Here is a 20,125-nt window from a genome sequence, read left to right as displayed (position 1 = left end):
TGTAAGAATTCTCGAAAGAATTAATCGGGTGTAACACGGAGGACCACGTGATGCTCCGAGTCGGCGTCAATGGATACGGGACGATAGGCAAGCGCGTCGCGGACGCGGTTGCGGCACAACCCGACATGGAAGTCGCCGGAGTCGCGAAGACGACTCCGAACTTCGAGGCCGAGGCCGCCCATCGACGCGGCTATCCCGTCCACGCCGCGCGCGAGGACCGGCGCGACGCGTTCGACGACGCCGGCGTCCCGGTCGCCGGGGACCTGGACGACCTCGTGGTCGAGAGCGACATCGTCGTCGACTGTACGCCCGCCGGCATCGGCGCCGAGAACCGCGCCGTCTACGAGCGCCACGACACGCCCGCCCTCTACCAGGGCGGCGAGGACGCCGACGTCGCGGACGCGAGCTTCAACGCACGCGCGAACTACGACGAAGTGGCGGCGAGCGACGCCGAGCACGTCCGCGTCGTCTCCTGTAACACCACCGGCCTCTCGCGCGTCCTCGCGCCGCTCGACGAACAGTACGGCGTCGAGAAGGCGCGCGCGACGCTCGTCCGCCGCGGCGGCGACCCGAGCCAGCCGGATCGCGGCCCCATCAACGACATCCTCCCCGACCCCGTGACCGTCCCCTCCCACCACGGCCCGGACGTCAACACCGTCCTCCCGGACCTCGCCGTGGACACGATGGGCGTCACGGTGCCGGCGACCCTGATGCACCTCCACAGCGTCAACGTCACCCTCGAGACGGAGGCCGAGGCGGCGGCCGTCGCGGAGACGCTCACCGACGAGTCCCGCGTCTTCCTCGTGCCGGGCGACGCGCGCGTCGCCGGTCCCGCGCACCTGAAGGAGTACGCGCAGGACGCGGGCCGGCCGCGCGGCGACCTCTGGGAGAACTGCGTCTGGGCGGAGTCCATCGCCGTCGAGGGTCGCGACCTCTACTTCTTCCAGGCCATCCACCAGGAGAGCGACGTCGTCCCGGAGAACGTGGACGCCATCCGCGCGGTCTGCACCGACACCGAGGCCGCCGAGAGCGTCGTCGAGACGAACCGCGCGCTCGGCGTCGGCTTCGGCGAGAGCGAGGAGACGCGGCGCGTCGCCGCGGACGGCGAGGGCGCGGCCGCGAGCGCGGACGACTAGTCGTCGAGGTCCGCGAACGTCACGTCGCCGCTCTCGGTGTCGATGGTCGCGACGTGATAGCGGTCGTCGCCACCGGAGAAGGGGAGGCCGCCGGGGTTCACGCGCTGCGTGCCGGCCGCGATGTCGTGGCCGCGTTCGTGCGTGTGCCCGTGCAGGACGTAGTCGTAGTCGCCACACGAGACGAGCGCGTCGACGAGCGTCTCGCTCGTGCCGTGGTAGACGGCGAAGTCGGCGCCACCGAGCGTGAGCGCTGCGGACTCGCCGTGGTACGTCCCGAACGCCTCGATGGCGTCCCGGAGCGCCCACTCGCCGTCGTTGTTCCCGCGGACGGCGTGGAAGTCGAACGCGTCGCTCTCGAAGACGGCGGCGGTGAACGGCGCGACGACGTCGCCGCAGTGGACGACGGTCTCACAGCCCGCGTCCTCGAAGTGCGCGACCGCGCGCCGGGCGCGTTCGAGGTCGTCGTGGGTGTCGGAGACGACGCCGACGAGCATTCAGTTCGCCTCCGCTTCGAGGACTTCGACGGCGGGGAGCGGGTCGCCGGTGAGCGCGCGGATGTACGCGCCGCCGGCGATGGAGACGTGCGAGAAGTCGTCCTCGCTCAGCCCGTACATCTCGATGGCGCGCGAGGTGTCGCCGCCGCCGACGACGCTGAAGCAGTCCGTCTCCGCGATGGCTTCGAGGACGCCGACCGTCCCGACGCTGAAGCGCTCGTCCTCGAAGAGGCCGAGCGCGCCCTTCACGAAGACGGCCTCGGAGTCCCGAACGACGTCGTCGTAGACGGCGACCGTGTCGGTGCCGACGTCGAGGAAGCCCTGCGTCTTCTCCGCGACGTCCTCGACGAGCACTTCGGCGCGCTCGCCCTCAGCGTCCTCGTAGGCGAGGTCTTTCGCGAGCGTGATCTGGTCGCCGCGCTCCTCGAGGAGCGCGCGGATGGTGTCGGCGTTCTGCTCCCACTGCTCGTCGAAGAGGTCCAATCCCTCGACGTCCTCGCCGACGGGGTAGCCGGCGGCGCGGAGGAAGAGCTCGCCCGCGATCCCCCCGAGCAGGAACCGGTCGACCTTCTCGTCGAGGGCGTTCATGACGCCGATGACGTCGGTGGCCTTCGTGCCGCCGACGACCATCGTCACCTGCCCGTCGAACTCCCGTTCCGCGATGGCGGTGTTCGCCTCGTACTCGGACTCCATGACGCGACCCGCGTAACTGGGGAGGACGAGCGGGAAGCCGACGAGCGAGGCGTGCTTGCGGTGCGCGGCCGAATAGGCGTCGTTCACGTACGCGTCGAACTCGGCGGCGAGCGTCCGCACGAACTCCGTCTCGGCCTTCTCCTCGGGGGTTGCCTCCGGGAGTTCGTCCTCGCACATCCGGACGTTCTCCAGCAGGAGTATCTCACCGTCGTCCAATCCGCCGATGGCCTCGACGGCCTCGGGGCCGTAGGTGTCGGGGACGAAGCGGACGTCGCGCCCGACGTGTTCGGCGAGGATGTCGGCGTGCTGGCGCAGCGAGACGAAGTCGTCGTCGCCGGGCCGGCCCTGATGGGCCATGCAGACGACGCGGTCGCCGCGCTCGGCGAGCTCGCGCACGGTCTCGGCGTGGCGCTCGAAGCGGCGGTTGTCCTGCACGGTGCCGTCCTCCACGGGGGAGTTGAGGTCGAGGCGGACCAGCACGCGCTGGCCGGGTTCGAGGTCGTCGAGTGTGTTGAAGCTCATAGTCGGATGGATCGGGTGGTGGGTACTTAGCGGTGGGCGAAAAGCGGTGCGCGGCGCGCGTAGCGCGACGTTGCTCGCGGCGTCGCCGCTCGTTCGTTCAGTCGCGCGTGGCGCGCCCCGCTCACGGCGTCGCCGCTCGTTCGTTCAGTCGCGCGTGGCGCGACTAGTACTGCGTGATGTACGCGGAGACGTCGAGCAGGCGGTTCGAGAAGCCGTACTCGTTGTCGTACCACGTGAGGATCTTCACGAGCTCGCCGTTCTCGCCGATGACGTTCGTGGAGTTCAGGTCGACCGTCGAGCTGAACGGGAGGCCGAGGATGTCGCTGGAGACGACTTCGTCGTCCGTGTAGCCGAGGACGCCGGCGAGCGGGCCGGAGTCGGCGGCGTCGCGGAACGCGTCGTTGATCTCCTCGGCGGTGACGCCCTCCGCGTCGAGGTCGACGACGAGTTCGGTGATCGAGCCGTTCGGGACCGGGACCCGAATCGCCATCCCGTCGAGTTTGCCCTTGAGGTTGGGGAGGATCTCGGTGGCGGCCTGCGCGGCGCCCGTCGAGGTCGGGACGATGTTCTCGGCGGCGGCGCGCCCGCGGCGGGTCTTGCCCTGCGGGCCGTCGATGAGCGACTGCGAACCCGTGTAGGCGTGGACGGTCGTCAGGGTCCCCGTCTCGATGCCGAACTCCTCGTCGAGCACCTTCGCGACCGGCGTGACGGAGTTCGTCGTACAGGAGGCGTTCGAGACGACGTCCTCGCCGTCGTACTCGTCGTGGTTGACGCCGTAGACGAGCTGCTTCACGGGCTCCTCGCCCTTCGGCGGCGCGGAGATGACGACCTTCTCGGCACCCGCGTCGAGGTGCTGGGCGGCCTGGCCGCGCTCGCGGAAGATGCCCGTACACTCGAGGGCGACGTCGATGTCCTGCTCGCCCCACGGGAGGTCGGTGGGGTCCTGAACGTTGAGGAGCTGGACGCTGGAGTCGTTCACGACGAGTTCGTCGCCGTCGCGCTCGACGCCGTCGAGGCGGCCCATGACGGTGTCGTACTGCGCGAGGTACTCCATGTCGTCGAAGTCCATGACGTCGTTGATGCCGACGAGGTCGATGCGGGGGTCCTCGAGGGCGGCGCGGAAGACGTTGCGTCCGATGCGGCCGAACCCGTTCAGTCCCACGCGCACGACTTCGCCCGTTTCCTCGGCGTCGAGGGAGGGTTCACTCATACTTGAGTAATACCAATCATCGGGCTTAAAACCCGACGGAACGAGCCAGCGGTAGACTATGTATATCGTGGTACCTCTCCACAAGAAGTTGCGGATCGTCCGGCGATTCGCCGACACCCCGAAACCTTTTGGCCGCGAGCGGCGTATTCGGCGGTATGAGACGCGACGACCGGGACGACCCCTTCGACGACTTCTTCCGCGAGATCGAGCGCATGATGGACGACATGATGCGCAACTCCCCGAACGAGTCCGGCTACGACGACGCCGGCTTCGGGAGCGACACGCATCTCGACGTCCAGGAGAGCGAGGACGAAATCCGCGTCATCGGCGACTTCCCCGGCGTCGAGAGGGACGACCTCTCGCTGAAGTGCGACGGGCGCACCCTCACCATCAGCGCCGCGACGGACGCCCGCGAGTACGACGAGCGCATCGAACTCCCGTCGCGCGTCGACGAGCGCTCCGGGAACGCGAGCTACAACAACGGCGTCCTCGAGGTCACCTTCGAGCGCGCCGAGGAGTCCGCGAACATCGGCTTCGAGTAACTACAGCGACATCACGGCCGCCGCGAACCGGTCGTAGAACCCCTCGTCGTACTTCTCTTCGTCGTCGATCGTCGGGCGCGCGTTCGTCTCGTTCACGACGACGCGCTCGTCCGTCTCCAGTACGTCCACGCCGAGGAACCGGATGTCGAGCGCGTCCGCCGCGCGCTCGGCGAGGTCCAGAACGGCCGGGCTCGGGTCGGCGGCGACCGCGTCGGCGCCACGGTGGACGTTGTGCTTCCAGCGCCCCGTCTCGCGCGCGTCGTCGGGGAGGCGGCGCTCGACCGTCCCCACCACCTCGCCGTCGAGCACCATCACGCGGTAGTCGCGCGCGTCCGGGAGGTACTCCTGGACGAGGTAGGAACGGTCACCGGTCGCCCGGTAGTCGTGCACGAGGTCGAGGTAGTCGGCGATACCGAGAAAGGAGTCGAGGTCGGCGGCCTTCGCGACGCCGATGCCGCGCGTCGTCGAGTTCGGCTTCACGACGACGGTGCCCGGGATGGCCGCGTAGGCGTCCTCGAGGTCGGCGGTGTCGGCCGGGTTCGACAGCATCACCGTCTCGGGAACCGGGACGCCGGCGCGTTCGAGCGTCGCGAGCACCCCGGCTTTGTTCCGCGACGTCAGGACGTCCTCGCGGTCGTTCAGCCACGGGACGTCGAGCCACGCGTCGAGGACCCCGCCCTCCATGAGTCGGCCCGGGAAGACGTAGCCCGCGTCGAACGACTCGACGCTGAACGGCGGGTCGGAGAGGGAGTACGAACCATGTGAGGCCGAGACCGCTTCGGCGTCGATGCCGCGCTCGGCGAGCGGGGCCCGAACGCGCTCGAAGGTCTCGGCGGCGTTGGCGAACGCGAGGCGAAACATGTCCGTCCTTAGCGGGAGCGAGGAAAAAGCCCTCGTGCTCCGTCAGTCGATCTTCGTGAGGAGGTCCTGACCGCGCTCGACGTCGATCTTGCACGGCGGCGTGATCTTGTTGTAAGCGCGGCGGAAGGCCTCCTTGACGGCGGGGGCCTGGTCGACGTCGCACCACGCGGTGAAGAGGCGCTCGTTCGGGTAGATACGCGTCGCCGTCCCCACGGGAACGCCGAACGCCTGGCGCATCCCGTCGGAAACGCGGTCCGCACCCGCACCGGTCGCCTGCTTGTTCTCGCGGAGGACCTGGTGGGGGAACTTGCGGAGGATCATCTTGTAGTTGCCCTCGCCGAGTTCCTTGATGAGGTGGCGGTTCGCGGAGAGGCGGGAGGCCTCGAGCGAGCCGTGGCGGAGCTGGCACTCCTCCTCGGTCTTCAGGCTGATCTGGACGGCGTAGTCCTCGGGGTCGGACTGGAGGTCCCCCATCTTGAACTGCGCGATCTTGGAGCCGGGGATACCCGTGATGTACTCCCGTCGGGTGTACGACGGCTTGTCGATAGTCCGATACATGGAGGCGGGATTGTCGGCCATGGTTACTACCCGAGTCTGACGGCTAGCGTGCGGTTAAAGCCTTCGAAGGTCGTTCACGGCGCTGAGCAAAGCGAAGCGTCGGGAACGGAAAGGCGAACGCGGAGCGACCGGCGGGAGCGATGCGTGAGCACGAGCGGAGACGAGCGCGAGCGAGCCTCCGCCGAACGAGCGAACGGCGACCGACGAGAGCGATGCGTGCGCACTGCCGGAGCCGAGTGCTAGCGAGGGGTCGGCGAACCAGCGAGCGCGAGCGGACGCAGTGAGCGACACGCGAGCGATTGGTGAATCGCGTCCGGACGCCGCCGTGAGCGCGGTGCGTCTGACGGAACGCTCTTGCGGGTCGGTGCTGTTGTGTCGGCAGAACCAATGTCCGAGGATGGCGTCGACGAGCGAGTCCTCCCGGTCGGCGAAACCGACGACGGCGCGCCGCTCGAGCTACCGACGGAGGAAGTGTTGACGGGCCGCGCGTTCATCACGGGGAAGTCGGGAAGCGGGAAGAGCAACTCCGTCTCGGTGGTCATCGAGGAACTCCTCGAGCGCCAGTATCCCGTGCTGGTCGTGGACACGGACGGGGAGTACTACGGCCTGAAGGAGGAGTACGAACTCCTGCACGCGGGCGCGGACGACGGCTGCGACATCCAGGTGAGCCCGGAGCACGCCGAGCGACTCGCGACCATTGCCCTCGACGAGAACGTCCCCGTCATCCTCGACGTCTCGGGGTTCCTCGACGAGGACGCGGCGGACGAACTCGTCTTCGAGACGGCGAAGCACCTCTTCGCGAAGGAGAAGAAACTGAAGAAGCCCTTCCTCCTCGTCGTCGAGGAGGTCCACGAGTACATCCCGGAGGGCGCGGGGATGGGCGAGACCGGCCGAATGCTCATCAAGGTCGGGAAGCGCGGGCGCAAACACGGCCTCGGCGTCGTCGGCATCAGCCAGCGCCCGGCGGACGTCAAGAAGGACTTCATCACGCAGGCGAACTGGCTCGTCTGGCATCGGCTGACGTGGGAGAACGACACGAAGGTCGTCGGGCGCATCGTCGGGAGCGAGTACGAGGCGGCGGTGTCCGAACTCGACGCCGGCGAGGCGTTCGTGCAGGCGGACTGGACGGACGACGCCGTCGAGCGCGTCCAGTTCAAGCGCAAGCGAACGTTCGACGCGGGCGCGACGCCGGGCCTCGACGACTTCGAGCGCCCAGAGCTCAAGTCCGTGAGCGACACGCTCGTCGAGGACCTCTCGGACATCACGAGCGCGGAGGAGCAACGGCAGGACCGAATCGCCGACCTCGAGCGGAAGCTGGAGAACCGCGAGGCGCGCATCGCCGAACTCGAGGACGAACTCGAGCGGGCGCGAGACGTCTCGGCGGCCGCGCGCAAGCTCGCAAACGCCGTCGCACACGGCGACGCCGACGCGGCGCAGGCGACGCTCGCGGACGCGGAGGAGACGGGAGACCGGGACGTGCAGGGCGACGTCGCGGCGTTACGCGAGCGCATCGACGAGCTCGAAGCGCGACTCGCGGACGCGGAGGCCGCGCGCTCGGCGGCCGACTCCGCGAACGGCGACGGCAGAACGGGGAGCGAAGGCGCGGCCGAGCGTGCCGCTGCGGACGACGGCGACAGGACCGAGGGGGAGACGGCGGACGCCCCGGATAGCTTCGAGGCGCAACTCGCGGCGCTCGGTGCGGGCGGCGACGACGAGCCGTCCGACGGCGACGAATCGTCCGACGACGGCGACACCGAGTACGAGGCGCTCGAACCGGAGGAGTCGATCACGGACGTGCTCGACCGTCTCCAGCGCTCCGCCGAGCGCGAGCGAAGCGGGCGCGAGAGCGGGGCGCGAGACCCCCCGGCTACACGGGACGGCGATGCGACGGCCGGAGCCGACGCCGGCGGCCCGGGGTCGCTGCTCGACGCGACCGCCGTCCGCGTGCGCCTCGACGCCGCGCGGCGGGGGTCGCGGTGTAACGAGCGCGTCGCGGACACGGTCTACGGCGCGCTCGCAGAGGGGCCGCGGACGGCGCACGCGCTCGCCGAGGAGGCGGACGCGACCGTGGACGCGGTTCACAGCCTGCTCGTCGAACTTCGTGGGCGCGACCTCGTCGTCCGGGACCGCGAGCGACGCTACGCATTCCACGAGCCGTCGCTCCGCGAGCTCGCCGACACGGACGCAGACGACCGCGCCGAACTCGGCGAACTCGGCGAGCAGTGGCGCGTCGACTAGCGACACCGGGGTGAGACGGCGTCGCGGGAGACGGACGACCCGGACGCATCGAGCGCGAGCGTCACGACTCGTGGCGTCGTGTGCCTCGAAAAATGCGGCGGAGCGACCGGGAGAACCGCACCGCTCCGAATGTGGATAAGTGACCGGATTCGCTCACACCGCAACCGTCAGCGCTTCCGGGAGTCGGAAACCGTTACCGCGATGCCGCCCTGGGGCGGCACTCCTTCAACGATTACAGGCGGGTGAGGTTCGTCGCGCGGGGGCCCTTCTCGGCCTCCTCGATGTCGAACTCGACCTCCTGACCCTCTTCGAGGTCGGGGCCGCCGACGTCTTCCATGTGGAAGAAGACGTCCTCGTCCGCGTCGTCAGTCTCGATGAATCCGTAGCCGCCAGTGTCGTTGAAGAAATCAACTACGCCTTTCGCCATTGCCTCTAAACGGAATGGCTCCACACGGATAACCTTTGTGTGTGACGCTCCGGTCGGGCGGCTCGGGACGGCCCGGGTGGACGACGACCGGCTCGGCCCGGCGAGTCCACGAACCGGTGGCTCCCACGGGCGGCTGTGCCAGGGACCGGGTTCGCGCCGTCGCGGCGGTGTCGACGCGCGACGGCGGGACTTCGGCGAGCGGGAGCTGTCGGGCGGCTCTCGCGTCTCGCCGGTCCGAGGCCACGCAGACTCAGTAGTCGAGAACGCGCGCGACGACGCCGGCGGCGAGCACCAGCGCGCCGGTGACGAACGTCCCGGGAATCGGGAGCACGAACAGTACAGCACCGAACGCCAACGCGAGCGATGACGTGCGCATCGTGTTCCGGGGAACGCGAGTCGAGCGGGTATAGCTGGTGGCGGGTTCGCGTGGCCGGACACCGGGACAGTCGCCGACGGCGTCGTCACTCGCGAAGGGTATCGCGGGAAAATGCCGCCTCCCGGATTAGTGAACCTCGCCGAGACGGTCGTCTCGCTTCGCTCGACGCTGCGACTCGTCTGGTTCAAATCCGCACGAGTACTTCTGACTTCGAACGCTCCTCGCTGCGCTCGTCGGCTAGAACTACAGAAGTGCCGCCTCCCGGATTTGAACCGGGGACAGCTCGATCTTCAGTCGAGTGCTCTCCCAGTCTGAGCTAAGGCGGCGTGCACGCTACTCGAAGTGGAGCGCGGAAAAAAGGGTTACGAAACGCGCGGGCGCACCCGAGTCCGGCGACGGTGGGCGGCCGTCGTTTCGCGCCGCTCGCCTCGCTGATTCCGAATCCGGCCGTCCACACGGTTCCGTCTCACTCCGTTCGACAGAAGCAGTGGGTCCGGGTGGATTTGAACCACGGTCGCGGCGAAGCCGCTCCCTGATTCAGAATCCGCGGCCCATCTGCTCCTCTCATCCGTTCGTCGCAGGATGGGTCCGGGCGGATTTGAACCACCGGCCTTCTCCTTGTAAGGGAGACGTCATAACCACTAGACCACGGACCCGCACGTGGAGAGTGGCGGACGCGCGGCAAAACGGTTTCCTTTCGACGGAAGGCTTAGGCGGCGTCCGCGACTGTTCCGGGGTATGGACGCGCGCACGCGACGAGTGACGGCGGCGCTCGCGCTCGTCGTCGCGGTGCTGGTCGTCGGCGTCGTCGCGTACTCCCTCTTCGGGGTGAGCGGCCACGAGCGCGCGACGGTGACGGTTGCGGACGCGAACGGCACGGTCCTCGGCGTCGTGAACGCGACGGTCGCGGACTCGGAGGCCGAGCGCTATCGCGGGCTCTCGGGGACGGCGTCGCTCGCGAACGGCTCGGGGGTGCTGTTCGTCTACGCGGGCGCGGCCGAGCGGACGTACGTGATGCGGGAGATGAACTTCCCGATAGACATGGTGTTCGTCGGCGCGGACGGCCGCATCACCCGAATCTACCACGCGGAGCCCGAGGACCCGCCCTATCGCGGCTACACGGGGCGCGCGAAGTGGGTGCTGGAGGTGCCCGAGGGGTGGACGACGCGCCACGGCGTCGCGGCGGGCGACCGCGTCACGGTCGCGTACGGCGCGGCGGCGAAAGCGGAGAGCGAGGGGTGACGGGCCAACGCTTTTGCGCGACAGGACCGTCCCTCTCGGGGAATGAGTTTCGAGACCGACGGTGACCCGTTCGAGGACGTCCGCGAGGAGTCCGGGAACGCGATGTACCGTCTCTTCACGGAGTACGGACGCGACTACCTGCCGCAGTTCGTCGTCGGCGTCGTCGCCTCCGTGTTCGCGCGCCTCCTCGATCTGGTTCCGCCGGTGATGCTCGGCTACGCCATCGACACCGTCCTCCGGAACAACGGGGCGTTCCTCGGCTTCCTCCCGGTGTCGATCCGGGGCGGATGGACGACGAGCGAGCAGGTGCTCGTCGCGGCCGGCATCGTCGCGGGGTCGTTCGTGCTGGGCGCGGGCTTCCACTGGCTGCGCAACTGGGGGTGGAACTCCTTCAGCCAGCACGTCCAGCACGCGGTGCGCACGGACACCTACGAGAAGATGCAGCGGCTGAACATGGAGTTCTTCGCGGAGAAGCAGACGGGCGAGATGATGTCCGTCCTCTCGAACGACGTAAACAGATTAGAGCGCTTTCTGAACGACGGACTGAACTCGGCGCTGCGTCTCGCGGTGATGGTGGTCGGCGTCGCGGTCGTCCTCGTCAGCTACAACTGGCGGCTCGCGCTGTTGACGATGCTCCCGGTGCCCGTCATCGCGCTCTTCACGTACTGGTTCATCAAGACCATCCAGCCGAAGTACGCGGACGTGCGGACGTCGGTCGGGAAGCTGAACTCGCGCCTCGAGAACAACCTCGGCGGCATCCAGGTCATCAAGACGTCGAACACGGAGGAGTTCGAGGACGAGCGCGTCGAGGACGTCTCGCGGAGCTACTTCGACGCGAACTGGGGGGCGATCACGGTCCGCATCAAGTTCTTCCCGGCGCTGCGCGTCATCGCGGGCCTCGGCTTCGTGCTGACGTTCCTCGTCGGCGCGTACTGGGTGGCGGTGGGCGCGCCGTTCGGCGTGGGCGGCGCGCTCACCATCGGTGGCTTCGTCGTCTTCATCCAGTTGAGCCAGCAGTTCATCTGGCCGATGGCGCAGTTCGGGCAGATAATCAACATGTACCAGCGCGCTCGCGCGTCGAGCGAGCGCGTCTTCGGCCTGATGGACCAGCCGTCGCGCATCGCGCAGGACCCGAACGCCACCGAGCTCGACGTCGACGACGGCGAGGTGGTCTACGACGACGTGACGTTCGGCTACGACGCGGGCGAGACGATAATCGAGGACGTCTCCTTCGACGTCGCGGGCGGGGAGACGCTCGCGCTCGTCGGGCCGACGGGCGCGGGGAAGTCGACGGTGCTCAAGCTCCTCCTGCGGATGTACGACCCGAATTCGGGCGAGATACGGATCGACGGCCGGGACATCGCGGGGGTGACGCTCCCGAGCCTCCGGCAGGCCATCGGCTACGTCTCGCAGGACACGTTCCTCTTCTACGGGACGGTCGCGGAGAACATCCGGTACGGGACGTTCGACGCCGACCACGAGGACGTCGTCGCGGCCGCGAAGGCCGCCGAGGCTCACGAGTTCATCCAGAACCTCCCGGACGGCTACGAGACGATGGTGGGCGAGCGCGGGGTGAAGCTCTCGGGCGGCCAGCGCCAGCGCATCGACATCGCGCGTGCGGTGCTGAAGGACCCCGAGATCATGGTGCTGGACGAGGCCACCTCGGACGTGGACACGGAGACGGAGATGCTCATTCAGCGCTCGCTCGACGAGTTGACCGAGGATCGGACGACGTTCGCCATCGCGCACCGCCTCTCGACGATCAAGGACGCGGACACCATCCTCGTCCTCGAGGACGGGCGGGTGGTCGAGCGCGGCACGCACGAGGACTTGCTCGCCGAGGACGGCCTCTACGCGAACCTCTGGGGCGTGCAGGCCGGCGAGATCGACGAGCTCCCGGACGAGTTCGTGGAGCGCGCGAGCCGGCGCGCGGCGACTGTGGACGACGCGGACGCGACCGACGACTGACGCGGTCGCTCACGCTCGATGTCGGTTATCGACGGCGAAAACGGGGGGTGCGCTCAGGGCGACCAGCCGCAGACGGTGCACTCGCGGGCGTCCGTGTCGTGGATGCCCCCGCAGTCGGGACACTGCTTCTTGCTATAGCTTCGGTCCCAGCCCTCGACGTCGTGGCCGTTGCTCTCGAGGAACGAATCCAAGACCGAGTCGGTATCCCGCTGTGCACTCGACATACACGGTGTGCTATACCACACCATGGTAATAACCTTTGTGGAGGCTCCCACGTCGTGAGACGGCCCGCGAGAAGACGGAACGAACGGCAGGAGGAGGTAGACTGTGGCCTCAGAGGTCGTAGAGCTCCCCGAACTTCGATTTCGCGTAGTCGAGGAAGTAGTCGGCCGTGTACGACTCGCCCGTGGCCTCCTCGACGAGCTCGGGCGTCGTGTACCGGCAGCCGTGTCGGTGGACGCGCTCGCCGAGCCACTCGCGCAGGGCGTCGAACTCGCCGGCGGCGACCTTCGCGTCGAGGTCGTCGATGTCGGCCGCCGCGTGCGCGTAGAGCTGTGCAGCGAGGACGCTCCCGAGCGAGTACGTCGGGAAGTAGCCGAAGTTGCCGTGGCTCCAGTGGATGTCCTGCAGACAGCCCTCACTGTCGGTGTCGGGGCGGACGCCGAGGTACTCGTCCATCTTCTCGTTCCAGACCTCGGGGACGTCCGCGACGTCGAGGTCGCCGGAGACGAGGTCGCGCTCGATCTCGAAGCGGAGGACGATGTGCATGTGGTAGGTGAGTTCGTCCGCCTCGACGCGGATCAGGTTGTCCGGGTAGACCTGGTTCGCGGCCTCGTAGAGGTCCTCGGCCGTGGCGTCCGCGAGCGCCGGGAACTGCTCGCGGAGCGTCGGTGCGAAGCGCTCCCAGAACGCCGTCGAGCGCCCGACGTGGTTCTCCCAGAGGCGCGACTGGGACTCGTGGACGGTGAGGTCGCGGGCCTCGCCGAGCGGCGTCCCGTACTCCTCGCGCGGGAGGCCGAGGTTGTACTGGGCGTGGCCGAACTCGTGGACGGTGCTCATCATCGAGTCGAGCGGCTCGTCCTCGCTGAAGCGCGTCGTGATGCGCGTGTCGAACTGGTTCCCGGCGGTGAACGGGTGCGTCGAGGTGTCGAGGCGGCCGCGCTCCCAGTCGTAGCCCAGCGCGTCGAGGACGTCGCGCGAGAACGCCTCCTGTGCGTCGGCGTCGAACGTCTCGCCCTCGAAGGGCGCGGCGAGGTCGGCGTCCGAGGCCTGAATCTCCTCGACGAGCGGGACGAGTTCCTCGCGCAGGCGCCCGAGGACGCGCTCGGCAGTCTCGAGGTCGATGTACGGCTCGTACTCCTCGAAGAGCACCGCGTAGGGGTCCCGGTCGGGGTCGATGTGCTCGGCGTACTCGCGTTTGAGCTCGACCAGCTCCTCGAGATAGGGCGCGAACGTCTCGAAGTCGTCGTTCTCGCGGGCCTCCTCCCACGCCTGGAGGGCCTCGCTGGACGTCTGGGAGATCTCCTCGACGAGGTCGCGCGGGACGCGCTCGGCCCGGACGTGCTGGCGCTCGACCTCGCGCACGACGGCGGCCTGCTCGTCCGTGCAGTCGGCCGATTCGAGGTCGTCGAGCGCGTCGGCGACGACGTCGTCCGTCATGAGGTCGTGATTCAACCCGGAGAGCACGGAGAGCTGCTTCGAGCGCGCGGGGTTCCCGCCCTCGGGCATCATCACCTGCTGGTCCCACGAGAGCACGCCCTGCGCGCCGCCGAGCGCGGTGAGGCGTTCGTACTGGTCGAGCAGTTCGAGATACGCGTCGGGGGCGTCGTCGCGGTGGTCCGCCATACCCGAAGGGACGGCGGCGCGGCCACAAGAAGCCATCCGTCGCGGCACCCGACGACCCACGACACGCGTCCGCTCAGAGCCACGTCTCCGCGACGTCGCGGTAGGCGTCCCGACAGGTGCGGAGGGCGTCGAGCGAGACGCTCTCCGCGTCGGTGTGTGCCTCGCCGGGTTCGGCGGGGCCGACGACGACGCAGGTGGTCCCAGCGTCCGCGAGCCACCCGGCATCGGTCGCGTGTGGCTTCACCACCTGCTCGGGGGCCGCCTCCTGTACGTCCCCGAGAGACGCCTCGACGGCGTCCGCGTACGCCGCGTCGTCGCACGCCATCGGCGGGAGGTCCTGCTCGACGACCCACTCGACGCCGGGGAGGTCCGCCGCGCGTGCGAGCGGCGCGCGCTCGCCCGAGACGGTGCGCTCGTCGACCGTCACCTCGCAGGCGTCCGGGACGACGTTCCACGCGCTCCCGCCGTCGATGCCGGTGACGGCGAGGCTCCCCGCGAGCGCGTGCCCGAGCACCTCCGTCTCGGGCGCCGACAGCTCGCGGACGACGTCCACGGCGTCGCACGCCCGATAGACCGCGTTCTCGCCGCTCTCGGGCTCGCTCGCGTGCGCGGCCGTCCCGGCGACGTCCAGCCTGCTCCCGCGTCGGCCCTTGTGCGCGACGGCGACGTCCACGGTGCCGGGCGCGGAGTAGCCCGTCGAGCCCTCGCCGACGACCGCGTAGTCGGGCGCGAATCCGGCGTCGATGGCGTGGCGCGCGCCGACCCCGCCCGCCTCCTCGCCGGTGAACGACGCGAAGACGAGCTCGCCGGCGGCCTCCCCGGAGTTCGCGGGGTTCCGGCTCCCACCGGAGCCACGGCGCTCGTCGACGTCGCGGAAGGCGAGGAGCATCGCGGCGAGCGCGCCCGTCATGTCCGCCGTCCCGCGCCCGTGGAGCCGGCCGTCCGACTCGGAGACGACGTACGACTCGCCGTCGTCGGCGAGTTGGTCGTCGGCGGGCGCGACGACGTCGTGGTGGCCGACGAGCGCGAGTGACGCGGGCGCCCCATCGTCACGTTCGTCGGCGGGAGACGCGTTTCCGGACGGCGACTCTGGGCCAATCGTCCTCCGAGCGATGACGTTGCCGCCGCCGGGCGCGTCGTCCCGGACGACCCGCGCGTCGGTGTGCTCGCGGAGCCATCCCTCGATTCGGTCGCCGACCGCCGTCTCGTCGTCGTGGGACGGAATCGCCACGAGGTCGCGCGTCAGCGACTCGAGTTCGTCCATACGAGCGGGATGGCGCGCGAGGGGCAAAGTTCGGTCGGCGGGGGTGACGAGCGAGGGCGGCGTTCCGGGCGCATCCCCGGCGAGGCGGCCGGAATCGCGGCCGACCGGCGGGTTCTTGAACACGCTTATCCGGCATCGGCGAATAGGCGTGGGCATGAAAATCGTCCCGGACACGAGCGTGGTCATCGACGGCCGCATCTCCCGACGCGTGGAGAGCGGCGAGTACGCCGGGGCCACCGTCTACGTGCCCGAGGCCGTCGTCGGCGAGATCGAGGCCCAGGCGAACAAGGGCCGCGAGATCGGCTGGGACGGCCTCTCGGAGCTCCAGCGGTTGGCCGACCTCGCGGACAGCGGCGAGATCGACGTCGAGTACGTCGGCGAGCGCGCGAGCGAGACGGAGATCCAGCGCGCCGCCGCCGGCGCCATCGACGCGAAGATCCGCGACATCGCCGTCGAGTACGACGCGACGTTCATCACGTCCGACATCGTGCAGGCCGAAGTGGCGAAGGCGAAGGGTATCGACGTCGAGTACCTCGAACCGGAGGCCCGCGAGGTCGAGGCGCTCGCCATCGAGGACTACTTCGACGACGCGACGATGAGCGTCCACCTGAAGGACGGCGTCGTCCCGATGGCCAAGCGCGGCGACATCGGGAACATCACCTACCAGCCCATCGGCGAGACCGAGCTCGACTCGGAGACGCTGAAGGAGTACGCGACGGAGATCCGCGACACCGCGAAGCGAAGCGACGACGCCTTCATCGAGCTCTCCGAGGAGGGGATGACCATCGCGCAGGTGCGCGACATGCGGATCGCAATCGCGATGCCGCCGTTCTCGGACGGCATCGAAATCACGGCCGTGCGCCCCATCGCGAAGACGACGATGGCGGACTACGAGCACGAGGAGGACCTGAAGGAGCGCCTCCTCGAGCGCGACCGGGGCGTCCTCATCGCGGGCGCGCCGGGCGCGGGGAAGTCGACGTTCGCGCAGGCCGTCGCCGAGTTCCTCGACGAGAACGGCTACGTCGTGAAGACGATGGAGAAGCCCCGCGACCTCCAGGTCGGCAAGGAGGTCACGCAGTACACCGAGCTCGGCGGGTCGATGGAGAAGACCGCCGACTCCCTCCTGATGGTGCGCCCGGACTACACCATCTACGACGAGGTCCGCAAGACCGACGACTTCGAGGTCTTCAGCGACATGCGTCTCGCCGGCGTCGGCATGGTCGGCGTCGTCCACGCGACGCGCCCCATCGACGCCCTCCAGCGACTGGTGGGCCGCGTCGAGCTCGGCATGATCCCGCAGATCGTCGACACCGTCGTGTACATCGAGGACGGCGACGTCGACACCGTCTACGACGTCACCACGGAGGTGAAAGTGCCCGAGGGCCTCATGGAGGAGGACCTCGCGCGGCCCGTCATCCAAGTGCGGGACTTCGAGACGAAGACCCCGGCCTACGAGATATACACGTTCAACCGACAGGTCGTCACCGTCCCCCTCGACGGCGAGAGCGGCCCCAGCGAGTCCGGCGTCGACAAGCTCGCGAAGAACGAGATCGAGCGCGAGGTCCGCTCGGCGACCCGTGGCCCCGTGGAGGTCGAGCTGCGCGGCGGCAACCAGGCGGTCGTTTACGTCACCGAGGACGACATCAGCCACGTCATCGGGAAGGGCGGCGGACGCATCCAGGACATCGAGAACCGCCTCGGCCTCACCATCGACGTTCGTACCTTCGAGGACCGCCCCGACCACGCGAGCGCGCCCGAGCAGGGTGAGTCTGGCGGAGCGGACGCCGCGACTGCGGGCGCGACGGCGGGCGAGAGCGACGGCGAGGTCGTGACGCCGGAGATCACCGGCCAGCACATCATCATCCCCGTCGAGCGCGCGAGCCCCGGCGAGACCGTCGAGGTCCGCGCGGACGGCGAGTACCTCTGTACGGCGACGGTGAGTCGCGGCGGCGACATCCAGATCTCGCGGGGGTCGGCAATCGCCGAGGAGCTAGAGCGCGCCATCGACCGCGAGCTCCTCATCACGGTCGTTCAGGAGTAAATCGGCTCGAGACGGGGCGGCGAGCGGGTAGCGAGTGGGCGTTCGGAGGCGTCGCTATCGGTGGTCGAGCGTCGAGAGGGAGGGGCGTTCAGGGAGTTGCTTCGTTCTCGTTCTTCGCCTCCGGCTCGCAGTCCGGACACGTGAGTTTGTAGAGGCTCTGGCGGGCGTCCGCGAAGTAGATGTCCTCGCGGACGGCGTCGCGGTCCTTGAGGCGGTCGAGGGCGTACCGGACGGTACGCGCGGAGAGCATGGACTCCTCGACGATTCCTTTCTGCGTCTTCGGGCCGTCGTACTCGAGTACCTTGTAGACGAGTTTCGCGCTCGGAGGGAGGTCTTCTAGCGTATCGCTACCCATCGCTTCCATCCGAAACGCTACATAACTATAAATGTACGGGGACGTTTCAGCGGCGATTCGCGGGCGTCTCACCGGTCGGTGCGTGCGAGTGGCCAAGCGAACCCCTTTTGCACCTCGCCCGAGGAATGAGTGGTATGACCGAGACACTGGACAAGCAGGCCGCACACCGCCGTGGCGTCACCGTGACGACGGTGGCGTGCCTGAGCGGCGTCGCGGCCGGCGTCGTCTCGAACGTCGTCGCGGCCGGGGCGACCGATCAGGTCGGGGTCGTGCCCCTGCTCGCGGCGCTCGCCCTCAACCTCGGGGCCGTCCGCCTCTTCGGGGTCGACGTCGAGGGATTCTCCACGAAGGACCACCTCTACACCGCCTTCATGACCTTCTGCCTCTGGTTCGTCAGCTGGGGCATCCTCCTCTCCACCGCGTAATCATGGCCGACGACAGCATCGCGGTCGTCGACCTCGACCGGTGTCAACCCGACCGCTGTAACTACGAGTGCGCGAACTTCTGCCCGCCCAACCGCACGGGCAAGGAGTGCATCACGCAGCGCGGCGAGGACGCCGACGTCGGCGGCCCCGACCAGATCCAGATCTCCGAGGAGATCTGCCTCGGCGAGACCTGCGGCATCTGCGTCGAGAAGTGCCCCTTCGACGCCATCGAGATCATCAACCTCCCCCAGGAGCTCGGCGACGAGCCGACCCACCGCTACGGGGAGAACTCCTTCGCGCTCTACGGGCTCCCCATCCCCGAGAAGGGGAAGGTGACCGGCATCCTCGGCCCGAACGGCATCGGGAAGTCCACGGCGATCAAGGCGCTCGGCGGCGAGATAACGCCGAACCTCGGGAACTTCGCCGAGCCCCCCGAGTGGGACGCCGTCATCGACGAGTTCCGCGGCACCGAGCTCCAGCCGTTCCTGAAGGGCGTCCGCGACGGCGACATCGACGTCGCGCGCAAGCCCCAGTACGTCGACCAGATCCCGAAGAGCTTCGACGGGAAGACCCGCGAACTCCTCGCGTCGGCGGACGAACGCGGCGTCCTCGAGGAGCTCGCCGAGCGCCTCTCCATCGAGCCCGTCCTCGACAGCGACATCGACACGCTCTCCGGGGGCGAGCTCCAGCGCGTCGCGCTCGCCGCGACGCTCGCGCGCGACGCCGACTTCTACTTCCTCGACGAGCTCACGCCCTACCTCGACATCGACCAGCGCGTCACCGCCGCGCGCCTCGTGCGCGAGCTCGCGGAGGACGACGACCGCGCGATGCTCGTCGTCGAGCACGACCTCGCCGTCCTCGACCTGCTCGCGGACAGCATCCACGTCGCCTACGGTGAGCCCTCAGCGTACGGCGTCATCACGACCCCGAAGTCGACGCGCAACGGCATCAACGAGTACCTCCGTGGCTACCTCGACAACGAGAACATGCGCATCCGCCCGGAGAGCATCGAGTTCGAGGAGCACGCGCCGCGCGTCACCTCGCGCTCCGAGGCGCTCGTCGAGTACCCGGACATGTCGAAGTCCTACGGCGACGGCGAGTTCACGCTCGACGTCGAGGGCGGCGTCATCAACCGCAACGAGGTGCTCGGCATCCTCGGCCCGAACGGCATCGGGAAGTCCACGTTCGCGAAGCTCCTCGCGGGCAAGCTCGAACCCGACGAGGGCGACCTCGACCTCGACCTCGACATCGCGTACAAGCCCCAGTACGTCGAGGTCGACCAGCACATGCGCGTCGACGCCTTCCTCTCCTCGATCACGGACGACTTCGGCTCTTCCTACTGGGAGACGGAGATCGCCAACCCCCTCCAGCTCGGGCGCATCATGGAGCAGAACCTCACGGACCTCTCCGGCGGGGAGCGCCAGCGCGTCGCCATCGCCGCGACGCTCTCGCGCGACGCCGACCTCTACCTGCTGGACGAGCCGAGCGCGCACCTCGACGTCGAGCAGCGCGTCCTCGCGGCGCGCGCCATCCGGCGCTACGCGGAGAACCACGAGACGAGCGTCATGGTCATCGACCACGACATCTACACCATCGACCTCCTCTCCGACCGCCTGCTCGTCTTCGACGGCGAACCCGCCGCGAACGGCTACGCGAGCACGCCGAAGGGGATGCGCGAGGGGATGAACGAGTTCCTCGCGAACCTCGACATCACGTTCCGCCGCGACGAGAACATCGGCCGCCCGCGCATCAACAAGCCCGGGAGTCAGAAGGACAAACAGCAGAAGCGCGACGGCGAGTACTACTACACGCAGTAGCGGGCCGGGGCTCGCTGACACCCACCGGCGAGCGTTCGGCGCTCGCCGGTCTTTTTCACCCATGTTTTTGCGCGGAGCGGTTCGCACGGTGCGAACCCGACGCGGAAAAAG

At 68.7% G+C, this 20,125-nt stretch carries 19 protein-coding genes and 2 tRNA genes; 8 read left to right on the top strand and 13 right to left on the bottom strand.

Features of this window, described 5'->3' with window-relative positions; all coding sequences use genetic code 11:
- Positions 1–50 precede the first annotated feature (50 nt).
- On the top strand, positions 51–1,136 hold the full coding sequence (locus EFA46_RS04935; protein WP_123074361.1) for a type II glyceraldehyde-3-phosphate dehydrogenase: 1,086 nt from the start codon (positions 51–53) through the stop codon (positions 1,134–1,136).
- Here EFA46_RS04935 and EFA46_RS04930 read toward each other — a convergent pair.
- The 3 genes from EFA46_RS04930 to gap all read right to left on the bottom strand — a co-directional run bounded on the left by EFA46_RS04930 (position 1,133) and on the right by gap (position 4,055).
- Positions 1,133–1,630 (bottom strand): metallophosphoesterase, encoded by a 498-nt coding sequence (locus tag EFA46_RS04930; RefSeq protein ID WP_123074362.1) that lies wholly within the window; start codon positions 1,628–1,630, stop codon positions 1,133–1,135. The genes EFA46_RS04935 and EFA46_RS04930 overlap by 4 nt on opposite strands.
- Positions 1,631–2,845 carry a phosphoglycerate kinase gene (gene pgk / locus EFA46_RS04925; RefSeq protein ID WP_176969839.1) on the bottom strand — a complete coding sequence of 405 codons (1,215 nt, stop codon included), beginning with the start codon at positions 2,843–2,845 and terminating at the stop codon, positions 1,631–1,633.
- Positions 2,846–3,008: 163 nt separating this feature from the next.
- Positions 3,009–4,055 (bottom strand): type I glyceraldehyde-3-phosphate dehydrogenase, encoded by a 1,047-nt coding sequence (gene gap, locus EFA46_RS04920; RefSeq protein WP_123074363.1) that lies wholly within the window; start codon positions 4,053–4,055, stop codon positions 3,009–3,011.
- A 155-nt stretch (positions 4,056–4,210) separates the two neighbouring features.
- Between gap and EFA46_RS04915 the strand changes: the two genes are divergently transcribed.
- Positions 4,211–4,597 (top strand): Hsp20/alpha crystallin family protein, encoded by a 387-nt coding sequence (locus EFA46_RS04915; protein WP_123074364.1) that lies wholly within the window; start codon positions 4,211–4,213, stop codon positions 4,595–4,597.
- Here the strand turns inward: EFA46_RS04915 and EFA46_RS04910 are convergent, their stop codons facing one another.
- The gene (locus EFA46_RS04910; RefSeq protein WP_123074365.1) at positions 4,598–5,458 is read right to left on the bottom strand and encodes a RimK family alpha-L-glutamate ligase; all 861 of its coding nucleotides are present in this window, start codon (positions 5,456–5,458) and stop codon (positions 4,598–4,600) included. It abuts the gene before it with no gap.
- A gap of 42 nt (positions 5,459–5,500) precedes the next feature.
- Positions 5,501–6,037, bottom strand: coding sequence for a 50S ribosomal protein L16 (locus EFA46_RS04905; RefSeq protein ID WP_123074366.1), 537 nt, complete (start codon positions 6,035–6,037; stop codon positions 5,501–5,503).
- A gap of 366 nt (positions 6,038–6,403) precedes the next feature.
- Here EFA46_RS04905 and EFA46_RS04900 point away from each other — a divergent pair, with 366 nt between their 5' ends.
- Positions 6,404–8,254: a helicase HerA domain-containing protein gene (locus EFA46_RS04900; RefSeq protein ID WP_123074367.1), complete on the top strand. Its 1,851-nt coding sequence runs from the start codon at positions 6,404–6,406 to the stop codon at positions 8,252–8,254.
- A gap of 232 nt (positions 8,255–8,486) precedes the next feature.
- Here the strand turns inward: EFA46_RS04900 and EFA46_RS04895 are convergent, their stop codons facing one another.
- From EFA46_RS04895 to EFA46_RS04885, 4 genes are all read right to left on the bottom strand, one after another.
- Positions 8,487–8,681: a cold-shock protein gene (locus tag EFA46_RS04895; protein ID WP_021780643.1), complete on the bottom strand. Its 195-nt coding sequence runs from the start codon at positions 8,679–8,681 to the stop codon at positions 8,487–8,489.
- 250 nt (positions 8,682–8,931) lie between these two features.
- Complete coding sequence (locus tag EFA46_RS16155) at positions 8,932–9,057, bottom strand: hypothetical protein (protein WP_255494092.1); 126 nt, start codon at positions 9,055–9,057, stop codon at positions 8,932–8,934.
- 252 nt (positions 9,058–9,309) lie between these two features.
- A tRNA-Phe gene (locus EFA46_RS04890) sits at positions 9,310–9,383 on the bottom strand.
- A gap of 257 nt (positions 9,384–9,640) precedes the next feature.
- A tRNA-Val gene (locus EFA46_RS04885) sits at positions 9,641–9,713 on the bottom strand.
- Positions 9,714–9,795: 82 nt separating this feature from the next.
- On the opposite strand from EFA46_RS04885, the gene EFA46_RS04880 reads away from it, so the two are divergent.
- Both EFA46_RS04880 and EFA46_RS04875 read left to right on the top strand, forming a co-directional pair.
- Positions 9,796–10,299, top strand: a complete 504-nt coding sequence (locus EFA46_RS04880; RefSeq protein WP_123074368.1) for a DUF192 domain-containing protein — start codon at positions 9,796–9,798, stop codon at positions 10,297–10,299.
- A gap of 42 nt (positions 10,300–10,341) precedes the next feature.
- A complete protein-coding gene (locus EFA46_RS04875) occupies positions 10,342–12,267 on the top strand; it encodes an ABC transporter ATP-binding protein (protein ID WP_123074369.1) in 1,926 nt (641 codons plus the stop codon).
- A gap of 53 nt (positions 12,268–12,320) precedes the next feature.
- Here EFA46_RS04875 and EFA46_RS04870 read toward each other — a convergent pair whose 3' ends face one another.
- The 3 genes from EFA46_RS04870 to EFA46_RS04860 all read right to left on the bottom strand — a co-directional run bounded on the left by EFA46_RS04870 (position 12,321) and on the right by EFA46_RS04860 (position 15,376).
- The gene (locus tag EFA46_RS04870) at positions 12,321–12,491 is read right to left on the bottom strand and encodes an HVO_0416 family zinc finger protein (protein ID WP_176969838.1); all 171 of its coding nucleotides are present in this window, start codon (positions 12,489–12,491) and stop codon (positions 12,321–12,323) included.
- 109 nt (positions 12,492–12,600) lie between these two features.
- Positions 12,601–14,112, bottom strand: coding sequence for a carboxypeptidase M32 (locus EFA46_RS04865; RefSeq protein WP_123074370.1), 1,512 nt, complete (start codon positions 14,110–14,112; stop codon positions 12,601–12,603).
- Between the two features lie 73 nt (positions 14,113–14,185).
- The gene (locus EFA46_RS04860) at positions 14,186–15,376 is read right to left on the bottom strand and encodes a M20 family metallopeptidase (RefSeq protein WP_123074371.1); all 1,191 of its coding nucleotides are present in this window, start codon (positions 15,374–15,376) and stop codon (positions 14,186–14,188) included.
- Between the two features lie 154 nt (positions 15,377–15,530).
- Here EFA46_RS04860 and EFA46_RS04855 point away from each other — a divergent pair, with 154 nt between their 5' ends.
- On the top strand, positions 15,531–17,417 hold the full coding sequence (locus EFA46_RS04855; protein WP_123074372.1) for a PINc/VapC family ATPase: 1,887 nt from the start codon (positions 15,531–15,533) through the stop codon (positions 17,415–17,417).
- A gap of 88 nt (positions 17,418–17,505) precedes the next feature.
- On the opposite strand, the gene EFA46_RS04850 is transcribed toward EFA46_RS04855, so the two are convergent.
- Positions 17,506–17,781, bottom strand: coding sequence for an ArsR family transcriptional regulator (locus EFA46_RS04850; protein WP_123074373.1), 276 nt, complete (start codon positions 17,779–17,781; stop codon positions 17,506–17,508).
- Between the two features lie 125 nt (positions 17,782–17,906).
- Here EFA46_RS04850 and EFA46_RS04845 point away from each other — a divergent pair, with 125 nt between their 5' ends.
- Both EFA46_RS04845 and EFA46_RS04840 read left to right on the top strand, forming a co-directional pair.
- A complete protein-coding gene (locus EFA46_RS04845; RefSeq protein WP_176969837.1) occupies positions 17,907–18,197 on the top strand; it encodes a hypothetical protein in 291 nt (96 codons plus the stop codon).
- Positions 18,198–18,199: 2 nt separating this feature from the next.
- A complete protein-coding gene (locus EFA46_RS04840) occupies positions 18,200–20,014 on the top strand; it encodes a ribosome biogenesis/translation initiation ATPase RLI (protein WP_123074375.1) in 1,815 nt (604 codons plus the stop codon).
- The last annotated feature ends 111 nt before the right edge of the window (positions 20,015–20,125 follow it).

The organism is Halarchaeum sp. CBA1220, from assembly GCF_003721175.2.
Taxonomy (GTDB): domain Archaea; phylum Halobacteriota; class Halobacteria; order Halobacteriales; family Halobacteriaceae; genus Halarchaeum; species Halarchaeum grantii.
Note: the sequence above shows the minus strand (reverse complement) of the source record. Positions and strands in the feature narration are given on the sequence as shown.